General features: G+C 33.9%; 12 protein-coding genes. 5 read left to right on the top strand and 7 right to left on the bottom strand.

The genetic code is table 11. The features are described from left to right. Positions 1-307: 307 nt before the first annotated feature. The 5 genes from Q0845_RS27475 to Q0845_RS27495 form a co-directional block, all read right to left on the bottom strand. Positions 308-1,390, bottom strand: a complete 1,083-nt coding sequence (locus Q0845_RS27475; RefSeq protein ID WP_298521139.1) for an iron-containing alcohol dehydrogenase family protein — start codon at positions 1,388-1,390, stop codon at positions 308-310. Between the two features lie 37 nt (positions 1,391-1,427). After that, positions 1,428-2,060, bottom strand: coding sequence for a CatA-like O-acetyltransferase (locus tag Q0845_RS27480; RefSeq protein ID WP_298521141.1), 633 nt, complete (start codon positions 2,058-2,060; stop codon positions 1,428-1,430). Next, entirely contained in the window at positions 2,060-2,761 is a 702-nt protein-coding gene (locus Q0845_RS27485) for an HAD family hydrolase (RefSeq protein ID WP_298521143.1), read from the bottom strand. Before Q0845_RS27485 ends, Q0845_RS27480 begins: the two co-directional genes overlap by 1 nt. Then, a complete protein-coding gene (gene kdsB, locus Q0845_RS27490) occupies positions 2,752-3,465 on the bottom strand; it encodes a 3-deoxy-manno-octulosonate cytidylyltransferase (RefSeq protein ID WP_298521145.1) in 714 nt (237 codons plus the stop codon). The genes Q0845_RS27485 and kdsB overlap by 10 nt, the downstream gene beginning before the upstream one ends. A 124-nt stretch (positions 3,466-3,589) precedes the next feature. Further along, positions 3,590-5,014 carry an AAA family ATPase gene (locus Q0845_RS27495; protein ID WP_298521158.1) on the bottom strand — a complete coding sequence of 475 codons (1,425 nt, stop codon included), beginning with the start codon at positions 5,012-5,014 and terminating at the stop codon, positions 3,590-3,592. A gap of 190 nt (positions 5,015-5,204) precedes the next feature. On the opposite strand from Q0845_RS27495, the gene Q0845_RS27500 reads away from it, so the two are divergent. From Q0845_RS27500 to Q0845_RS27510, 3 genes are read left to right on the top strand one after another with little or no spacing between them, the layout of a single operon-like run. Next, a complete protein-coding gene (locus tag Q0845_RS27500) occupies positions 5,205-6,074 on the top strand; it encodes a hypothetical protein (protein ID WP_298521147.1) in 870 nt (289 codons plus the stop codon). Further along, positions 6,055-6,885, top strand: a complete 831-nt coding sequence (locus tag Q0845_RS27505; RefSeq protein ID WP_298521149.1) for a DUF3822 family protein — start codon at positions 6,055-6,057, stop codon at positions 6,883-6,885. Before Q0845_RS27500 ends, Q0845_RS27505 begins: the two co-directional genes overlap by 20 nt. Beyond that, on the top strand, positions 6,886-7,446 hold the full coding sequence (locus Q0845_RS27510; RefSeq protein WP_298521150.1) for an RsmD family RNA methyltransferase: 561 nt from the start codon (positions 6,886-6,888) through the stop codon (positions 7,444-7,446). A gap of 82 nt (positions 7,447-7,528) precedes the next feature. Here the strand turns inward: Q0845_RS27510 and ribH are convergent, their stop codons facing one another. Next, positions 7,529-8,014, bottom strand: a complete 486-nt coding sequence (ribH, locus tag Q0845_RS27515) for a 6,7-dimethyl-8-ribityllumazine synthase (protein WP_298521151.1) — start codon at positions 8,012-8,014, stop codon at positions 7,529-7,531. A 6-nt stretch (positions 8,015-8,020) separates the two neighbouring features. Further along, entirely contained in the window at positions 8,021-8,848 is an 828-nt protein-coding gene (locus Q0845_RS27520) for a hypothetical protein (protein ID WP_298521153.1), read from the bottom strand. Between the two features lie 111 nt (positions 8,849-8,959). On the opposite strand from Q0845_RS27520, the gene Q0845_RS27525 reads away from it, so the two are divergent. Next, positions 8,960-10,039, top strand: coding sequence for a DNA replication/repair protein RecF (locus tag Q0845_RS27525; protein WP_298521154.1), 1,080 nt, complete (start codon positions 8,960-8,962; stop codon positions 10,037-10,039). A gap of 6 nt (positions 10,040-10,045) precedes the next feature. Continuing rightward, positions 10,046-10,342 carry a DUF721 domain-containing protein gene (locus Q0845_RS27530; RefSeq protein ID WP_298521156.1) on the top strand — a complete coding sequence of 99 codons (297 nt, stop codon included), beginning with the start codon at positions 10,046-10,048 and terminating at the stop codon, positions 10,340-10,342. The last annotated feature ends 74 nt before the right edge of the window (positions 10,343-10,416 follow it).

The following is a 10,416-nucleotide window of genomic DNA, read 5'->3' on the forward strand; positions in this document are numbered from 1 at the left end:
TATTCAAACCAAAACAGAAAACAAATTAACCTGCTACCAAAATACTAAAAGATGAAGTCGTGTCTAAAAATCTAAAAAGCGACAGCAAGTCCAAAAGCAAAGCGTGTCTAACAATCTAAGAGCGACAGCAAGTCCAAAAGCAAAGCACATCCAATAATCTAAGAGCAACAACAAGTCCAAAAACAAAGCACATCCAATAATCTAAGAGCAACAGCAAGTCCAAAAGCAAAGCGTGTCTAACAATCTAAGAGCGATAGCAAATCTAAAAGCAAAGCGCGTCTAAAAAGGTAGCTGAGCAAAGTCAAAGCTACATTTTCTTATACATATTCTTCAACTTCTCACGCGTAATGATTTCTTGCCAATTTTTACCCAAGGCATTTTCCCAAAGAGGAACTAACATCAACGCAATATCAATCATTTTGTCAAATTCCTTATCGGTCAAATCTTTACAAACTCCTTTTGGAATGTCAATATCATGTTTGCGAACCATTTTCTTGAACTCAGAAACTCCTTGCGGATAGAATTCTTCTAAGTGATTGAATACAATACAGTTTCCAATTCCATGCTTCGTTCCAAGCAAATACGAAAGTCCGTAACTCATAGCATGCGCTACACCAACTTGTGAATACGCAATACTCATTCCGCCATGCCAAGAAGCCATCATCAATTTATCTTCAGAATCTTCATCGCGCACATTTTTTTCTAAGAATACATTGCGACACAATTCCAATGCTTTTTCACCATAACTCTGACTAAATGCATTTAAATATGTTCCTGTAAGCGATTCTATACAGTGAATATAACAGTCCATTCCTGTGTAAAACCATTGATTTTGAGGAACACCACGTGTCAACTCAGGATCTAATACCACTTGATCAAACGGTGTATAATCAGAATTAATTCCTAATTTCTTTTCTGGTCCTGTCAAAACGGTCGTACGTGATACTTCGGCTCCAGTTCCTGAGATTGTTGGAATTCCTACATGATATACAGCTTCATTACTGACCAAATCCCAACCTTGATAATCGGCTGCACTTCCTTCATTGGTCAACATAATAGCTACGGCTTTTGCCATATCGAGCAAAGTTCCACCACCAATTCCGATAATTCCAGATGGATTTTCAGTAAAACGTGACTTTAATTCCTCTACCAAAGCATCTACTTGTGAGGTTTTTGGTTCTTCTTCTGCCGAAACAAAAATAATTTGATCTAAAAAGCGAAGTGGAATTCTGTCAATCAACCAAGGATTATGTTCAAAAACATCATCTACCAAAAAGATAAATGGCGCTTTGGTATTCACTCGTTTTGGTGTTAAAATTTCCTGTATCTGGTTAAAACTTCCTCTTCCGAAGATTACTCTGGGAACCATTGGAAAGTTTTTATACTGCATAGTTAGTTAATTTAATGTTGTAAATATAAATATTACGTTAGCTTATTTCGTGTTTTAGTAAATATTCTTGAAACTTTTCGGTAAACTGCCCAACATGATAGCCATCCATCAATGCGTGATTTACGGAAACTGAAACTGTCATTACTTTTTTAGCGCCTTCATCTTCCATTTTACTAAAAGCAATTTTTGGAACAGACTCTTTTTTTCCATGAAAAGGTTCTTTATGTCCAGTAAAATTCACCCAAGGCAATGCCGAACAATAAATACAATCTTCCGTGTTTTTAGGTGGAAACAAGTCATCAGAATTCAAAATTCGTTCTTTTTCTTGCTCTACATTTTGTTTGAATACTTCAAAATTCTCATCATAATCAATAAACGAAAAACCGAACGTTTTATCAAGTCGCATAATCGTCGCTGACGCATGAATTTTATCATGAATCACGACTTCATTTTCATTTTCAATACGATACCGAAATGCTTTAACATCATTGATAGCTTTCATGCAATCGTGCAAATACACTGCAAAAAAACTATTTCTGGTAGCTTTTGCAAACTCGTAAGCTTTGGTTACATCCATGGGCGCTGCAACCGCAAAGAATGGATCTTGAAACGTATTGAAAAACTCAAAGTGTTTTCTTCGATTCCATGTCTGTACATTTAGCTTCCTCATTACAAATACTTTAACACTTCAGTAATGCTTTTTACGACATCGTATTCTTCAGATTCTTCATTTGGTGACACCGTTTCATGCTGCCAAGTCGTATGAAATGGTACATGAATCGCTTTTCCTCCTATGTTGATTATCGGCAACACATCAGATCGCAATGAGTTTCCTATCATTAAAAACTCGTTCACGTCAATTTCTAGATGTTCCAATAAATCGCTGTAATTTTTTTCTTTTTTATCGCTCATCACTTCTACATGATGAAAATATTTGGTCAAGCCAGATTTTTCTAATTTACGTTCTTGGTCAAGCAAATCACCTTTGGTTAAGACCAATAATCTGTATTTTTTGCTCAATGTTTCCAAAACTTCTTCAATTCCATCGAGCAATTCTACTGGCATGGAAATCATTTCTTTTCCAAGATTGAGAATGTCTGAAAGTACTTTGTTAGAAATTTTACCATTAGAGAGTTCAATCGCGCTTTCTACCATCGACAAAACAAAACCTTTGATTCCGTATCCGTAAATCGAAAGATTTTTCATCTCCATTTTGAACAACTCTTGATCAATTGTATTTTCTGTCTCATACGCAGATAACAATTGTGCAAACTTATGTTCGGCATCTCTAAAGTACGTTTCATTTACCCAAAGTGTATCATCTGCATCAAAAGCAATGACTTTTACGTTGTCATACTTCATTATTTCCATATCTTTTTTGCGCGTTCTAAATCTTCTGGCGTGTCAATTTCTACACCTTCCACCGTTGTGGTCACCATTTTTATTTTTTTACCAAATTCTAAATAGCGAATGCATTCTATCTTTTCAGTTGCTTCTAACATTTTCATAGGCAACTGCGCAAAATCGAGTAATGCTTGTTTACGGAATGCGTAAATTCCTTTGTGTTTATAGTATGTTGCGCCTGCATTTTTATCTCTTGGATATGGAATTGGCGAACGTGAAAAGTACAACGCAAAGTCGCGCTGATCTACAATTACTTTTACGGTATTTGGATTGCTGATTTCGTCCCAATCGGTAATTTCAACCATTAAAGAAGCCAAATCAATTTCTTTTTCTGGATCTTCATAAAATACGTTGATTACCTTTTCTAAACTCGCTTTTTCAGTAAATGGTTCGTCGCCTTGCACGTTAATGACAATATCTGCTTCTACATTTTCAACAGCTTCTGCAATACGATCGCTTCCAGATTCGTGCTGCTTTTTGCTCATGATTACTTTTCCGCCGTGACGACTAATTTCTTCCTGAATAACATCACTATCTGTCACCACATATACTTCAGCGAAGAGTCCTGTAGCAACCGTAGCTTCGTACGTTCGGGTAATTACAGTTTTTCCGTGTAAATCTTGCATGAGCTTTCCTGGAAATCGGGAAGCTGCATATCGTGCGGGAATCATGGCTATTATTTTCAAAAGGAAGAAATTTTATAAGATTTCAAAAATACAATTATTTTAAAAAAGATACAGAAAATTATTCAGCTACTCCAAGAATGGCTTATATTTCTGTAAAAAGGTTGTTTTGTTACGAAACAAAAAAATCGTCTGAAAAACCAATTAAATATAGTTTTTCTTGGGCACGCGTCATGGCTGTATACAACCAACGCATGTATTCTTTTCCAACGCCGTTGGGCAAATAGGGTTGTTCTATAAATACTGTTTTCCATTGTCCACCTTGCGATTTGTGACAGGTAATGGCATAACTGAATTTTACTTGCAGTGCGTTGAAATATTTATTGGCTTTTACTTTTAAAAACTTCTTGTATTTAGAGGTTTCACTTTCGTAATCGTTCATGACTTCTTGGTACAAACGATTTCCATCTTCGTACGACAACGCTGGTGTTTCTGCGTGAATGGTATCTAAAAGCAATACGGTTTCTAGTGGTTTTTGATTTGGATAATCGACCATTCGGATTTTTACTTCTGCAAAGCGAAAACCATACAATTCTTTGATGGCAAAAATTTCTAAAACTTCAATAATATCACCATTCGCAATAAATCCTGCTTCCGAAGTCGCCGGCAGCCAAAAGTAATTATTTTTAACCACCATAAGGTAATCACCCGAAGCTAACTCGTTCTCATTAAACAAAATACGACTACGTATTTGTTGATTGTAGGCATTAGCTCTTTTATTGGAACGGACTATGATGGCCATTTCTTCTTTTCCTTCATCAGAATATGATTCGCTGATGGCTTCTTGAATTTCATATCCATCTGTCAAACGTACAATGTCTGGAAAACTATCCAATTGAAATTTATATTCTGCATAAAATTGATCGTGTAATTGTTCTCGCAAATTTGTTGCATTGACTAAAATTCCAGATTCCGAATCTTGTCTTACAACTTCATCAAGTTCAATAAGTGTTACATTTTTATCATAATTCAACTCCAACGTTCGTTCATCTAAAGCTGGACTAATATCTAATTTCACTGGCGGCAACTGTGCCGTATCTCCAATTAAGATGAGTTTACATTTATGTCCAGAATACACATACGTCATCAAATCATCTAGTAAAGAACCATTTTCAAAGAGTTTAGAGTCACTTGGCGCATCTGGAATCATAGAAGCTTCATCGACTATAAAAAGTGTATCACGATGCTTATTGGGTTGCAATACAAAGCTAACGCCGCCACCTTTGTCTTTTTTAGGAAAATATATTTTTCGGTGAATGGTGTGTGCTTCTTTTTTGGAGTAATTGCTAATTACTTTGGCAGCGCGTCCAGTAGGTGCTAACAAAACCGATTTCTTTTTGGTGTGCCATAAATGCGTAACCAAAGTTCCTATGGTCGTGGTTTTTCCTGTTCCTGCATATCCTTTTAATAAGAACAAAGCATCGTTATCATCTCCAAAAATAAACTCGCAAAGTTTGTGTAAAACTACATCTTGTTTAAAAGTAACTTCATGTGGAAATTTACTTTTCAATAATTTATAAAATGTAGTTGCATCCATAAGCTTAGCCATTATCGTCTTTTTGCAGAATATTGAAAGCGAAAATAGAAAAGTAAATCGAATGATTCTGCATCATTTAATTTTTTCTAAATATAACATGCTTTTTTTAGGCAAATACTTTTACCATTAAAAAAAAATTGTAGATTTGCGTATATTGATGTTCTTTAAAACAAAACTATTCTTAATAGAGATGAAACACGTAAAACAAAAATTCAATTTAGTCTTATCATTCGTAATCGCTTTCTTACTCGTGCCTGCACTGGCTGTAGCTCAAAATAATGAAGTGGTAGAACCAGGTTCATTTGCAACATGGAAAACACCATTAATATTAATTGTTGCTCTTGTCGCAGCTATTGGACTTTTATTTTTAATTGAGAAAATGATTCCTAGAAAGTTAAGACCTATTTTTTCTATTGTATTTTTGGCAGCTTCAGTATTTTTTGGATACCAAATTTACGCTTCAATTATGGCGCCTGTAAAGTTTAAGAAAGAAAAGATTAAGCGTTACACACTTGTTATTGATAACTTGAAAGATATTAGAGATGCGCAATCAGCACATAAAACAATCACAGGTGGTAAGTATGCTAAAAACTTCAGTGATTTAGAAAACTTCATTGAAACTGCAGAGTTTGCAATTGTTGAAAAAAGAGATTCAAGTTATGTGTATTTTGATAAAGCATATAAAATTGATAAGCAAAGAGATACTGTTATTATAGATACTCTTGGTTTTAAACCTGTGAGAGATTCACTTTTCAAAAACTCTAATCGTTACAAGACTATGAAGTATGTTCCTTATGCATCAAACGATAAGGAAACCTTCAAAATGCAAATTGATTCTGTTGAAATCAATAATTATGTAGCACCTGTTTTTAAAGTTTCAGTTAAAAAAGACATCATATTACACGATTTAGACAAAGATTTACTAAGACAGGAAAAAAGAGTTATTTCTGTTGATGAAATTGATGGAGACGAAGTATTTGTTGGATCACTTGATAAAGTAAGTGACAGTGGTAACTGGCCAACTAGTTATGAAATATTAGATGACAAAAAGAAGAAATAATATAGATCATACAAATTTTAAAAAGTTGTCCATTCAGATATCACTGAATGGACTTTCTTTTTGTATACTACATACAGTTGACAATGAAATTACGGAATTGCGTCATTTTTTATTTGAAGAAGTGACCAATCCATTACAATTAGAAAAAGAAATTGTCGCTATTTTTGAACAAGAAGCTGCCCTACTCGATCAGCCGTTTGAATCCGTAACCGTAAGTCATATAAACACGCTTTCAACCTTTGTTCCTAAACCTTTATTTTCAGATAAAAACTTAGCAGATTATCTAAAATATAACAACAAAATTTTACCAAACGATTATATGACCTTCGATGTTATTACCAATAACGACATGGTCAATGTATATATTCCATATGTAAACATCAATAATCTATTTTTTGAGAAATATGGCGCGTTTCATTACAAACATTTTGCAACTATTTTGTTAGAAAATATTTTTCAAATAGCAAATGTCAGCGAAGAAACCACGCTGTATGTACATGTACAAAAAGAACATTTTGAAATTGTAGCCATTCAACAGAAGAAACTATTATTTTATAATTCTTTTGAATATACCTCTTCGGAAGATTTTATTTACTACCTGCTTTTTACCATTGAGCAATTGCAATTAAATACCAATACATTGCAATTATACTTTTTAGGCGATATTGATAAGAGCGATGTTTTGTACACGGTAGCATATACATATATTCGTCATGTTGAATTTTTAGACAAGCAATACACTTTTAGCTTTCACGAAAGTGTATCAACACCAAAAAATCATCACGATTTCACCTTATTAACGAATTTTTAGATGCGAATTATTTCAGGAAAACACAAAGGAAGACGTCTGCAAGCTCCTAAAAAATTGCCTGTGCGTCCAACTACAGATTTAGCAAAAGAATCTCTTTTTAATATTCTAAACAATCATTACTACTTCCACGAAATTCGTGTGCTGGATTTATTTGCTGGAACTGGAAATATTAGCTATGAATTTGCTTCTCGCGGTACCGAAACTATTACTGCGGTAGATGGTGATTATGGTTGTGTGAGTTTTATTAAAAAAACGGCGGCGCAATTAGACATTAATATTACTGCGCTTAAAAGCGATGTATATAAGTTTCTAGACAAAACACATATACAATCGGATATCATCTTTGCAGATCCTCCATACGCGTTTACAACGGAGCAATTTGAAAAAATTACGCATAGTGTTTTTGAAAGAGGTTTGTTGTTAGAAGGTGGTTTTTTAATTATTGAACACGCAAAAGAAACCAAACTAGAACATGTAGCTAATTTTAGCTTTTCAAAAAACTATGGTAGTTCGGTGTTTAGCTTCTTTGAACTTCCTGAAACTACTACTGAAGAAGAATAACTTTTTTAAAATTGAAGCATAAAAAAACCGTGAAGGAAATTCCCAAACGGTTTATATATTTTTATTCAGAAGTATAAATTCTCTAAAACGTACGCAGTTCTGCCATTTTAATCGCTGCTACTGCCGCTTCAACACCTTTATTTCCGTGTTTTCCACCAGAACGATCAATTGCTTGCTGCAAAGTATTATCTGTCAATACACAGAAAATTACTGGAATATCTGATTGTACATTCAAGTCTTTAATTCCTTGTGCTGTAGCACTACATACAAAGTCAAAATGCTTTGTTTCTCCTTGAATCACACTTCCAATAGCTATAATTGCATCTACTTCAAGTGTTTTTTGCATATGTTTAGCGCCAAACACCAATTCATAGCTTCCAGGAACATTCCAACGAATGATATTTTCTTCCGCTACTCCATTAGCTGTTAGTGCTGAAATAGCACCTTCACACAATCCTTCGGTGATATTCTCATTCCACTCAGAAACAACAATCCCAAATCGAAAATCTTTCGCATTTGGGATTGTAGCTTTATCGTATGTTGATAAATTTTTATTTACTGTAGCCATAATTAGTTAGTTATTCAAGGCTTCTGCTTTTCCTATATAAACATCTAGCAATTTTCCATCAGCAGTAGTTTTAAAAGAAGCATATTCATCTTCAATTCTATTAAAATACTCTAATGCTTTTGCTGGTTGCGGTGTATCTAAACTTAATGCTGTGATTCCTGCTTTCAATAAATAAATAGGAGTCGTTGCATCGTTTGCACTATGCTTGAATGCTTTTTCGTAATATTCTAAAGCTTCATTCATTTGGTCTAATTGTGCAAAAGCGTCACCTAGAGCACCTTTTGCCTTCGCTCCAATAATTACTTCAGCAGAAGAAGAGTTAAACTCTTCTAAATAGTCAATTGCTTTATCATATTGTTTCAATTCCAAATATGCAATTCCAGCACTGTAGTTTGCTAAATTAGCTGTACTCGTTCCTCCGTATTCAGAAATAATTTTCAAATATCCATATTTTCCTTCTCCACCGTTCAATGCTAAATTGTATAATGAATCTCTTGTTGCCATTCCATTGAGCATGTTTTCAGTCAGGTTAATATTTACAGCCTGATTGAAGTATGAGTTTGCTTGAAACACTTCATTTGCAGCTTCTGTTTCTTTTGGAGCAGCAAATAATTTCGTGTAAACTAAGTATCCTATAAGTATTACAGCAATTGCACCAATACCCATAAAGATAAACTTCTGATTCCCAGCGACCCATTCTTCAGTTTTGGACGCAGTTTCATCTAAAGTATTAAAAACTTCTGCTGTTGTACTATCGATTTCTTCAGCAGAAACTTCTTTCTCTTTCTCTACTTTGGTCTTTACTTTATATCCTCTTTTCTTGTAAGTTGCCATAAATTGTATATTAATGTGCGCAAAAATAAAATTTTTAAGTAGAATTAAAAGCTTATTTATTTGATATTTTTCAATAATTTGCATTTTTATTGTAATGATGCTTCTATTTTCATGTTTCTAAAGAAATTATCACTAATTAATTACAAGAATTTTGAAACGAATTCTTTTGATTTTAATCAAAAAATAAATTGTCTTGTCGGAAATAACGGTGTTGGGAAAACAAATGTTCTCGACGCTATTTATCATTTGTCATTTGGAAAAAGTTATTTCAATCCTGTTGCAAGTCAAAACATTAGACACGGAGAAGATTTTTTTGTGATTGATGGCTTGTATGAAAAAGTTGATAGAGACGAAAATATCATCTGTTCACTAAAAAGAGGACAAAAAAAGATGGTGAAGCGTAATGGAAAACCGTATGATAAACTTTCAGAACATATTGGTTTTTTACCATTGGTCATTATTTCGCCTGCAGATCGTGATTTGATTATTGAAGGAAGTGACACACGCAGAAAATTTATGGACAGCGTCATATCGCAATCAAACAAGCAGTATTTACAAAACCTCATCAAATACAATAAAGTGCTTTCGCAACGAAATTCACTTTTAAAGTATTTTGCACTCAACAGTACATTTGATGCCGATACATTGAGTATTTACAATGATCAAATGCATGAACTTGGTTCTCAAATATATGCAGAACGCAGAAAGTTTTTAGAAGCATTTTTGCCGATTTTCATGACGCGATACAAGGCAATTTCCAACGAAAAAGAAATTGTAAATATCAGTTACAAAAGTCAATTACATGAAAAAGATTTTCGATCTTTGTTGAACGAGAGTCTAGCGAAAGACAAAGTATTGCAATATACGAGTGTGGGAGTTCATAAAGATGATTTATTGTTCACCATTGAAACCTATCCAATCAAAAAATTTGGAAGCCAAGGACAGCAAAAATCGTTTTTAATTGCCTTAAAATTGGCACAATTCGATTTTATCAAAAACTTAGCAAATGTCACTCCTATTCTATTATTAGACGATATTTTTGACAAACTAGATGAACAACGTGTGGCACAAATCATGTCTTTGGTAAATGATGATGATTTTGGTCAAATTTTTATCAGTGACACACATGTAGAACGTACCGAAAGTATTGTAAAAGAAATTCATCAATCCTACGAGATTTTTAAACTGTAATCTATTTTGAAGAAAAGACATACCGAACATAGAGCCATTAGCGAAGTACTAAAAGATTTTGTTTCCGAACATCGATTGGAAGATGGTTTGGACAAAATTGATGCACGCGATGCTTGGTTAAAATTGATGGGAAATGGTGTGAATAATTATACGACAAATGTCATTTTAAAAAACGATACCTTATACGTTTCTTTAACTTCCGCGGTGCTTCGCGAAGAATTGAGCTATGGAAAAGAAAAAATCATCCGAATGCTGAATGAAAGTTTGGGGAAAGATTTGATTAAAACGCTGATCTTACGATAGACTTGTTAGACTTGTTAGACTTGTTAGACTTGTTAGACTTGTTAGACTTGTTAGACTTGTTAGACTTGTTAGAC

This window comes from uncultured Kordia sp. (genome assembly GCF_947489565.1).
Taxonomy (GTDB): Bacteria; Bacteroidota; Bacteroidia; order Flavobacteriales; family Flavobacteriaceae; genus Kordia.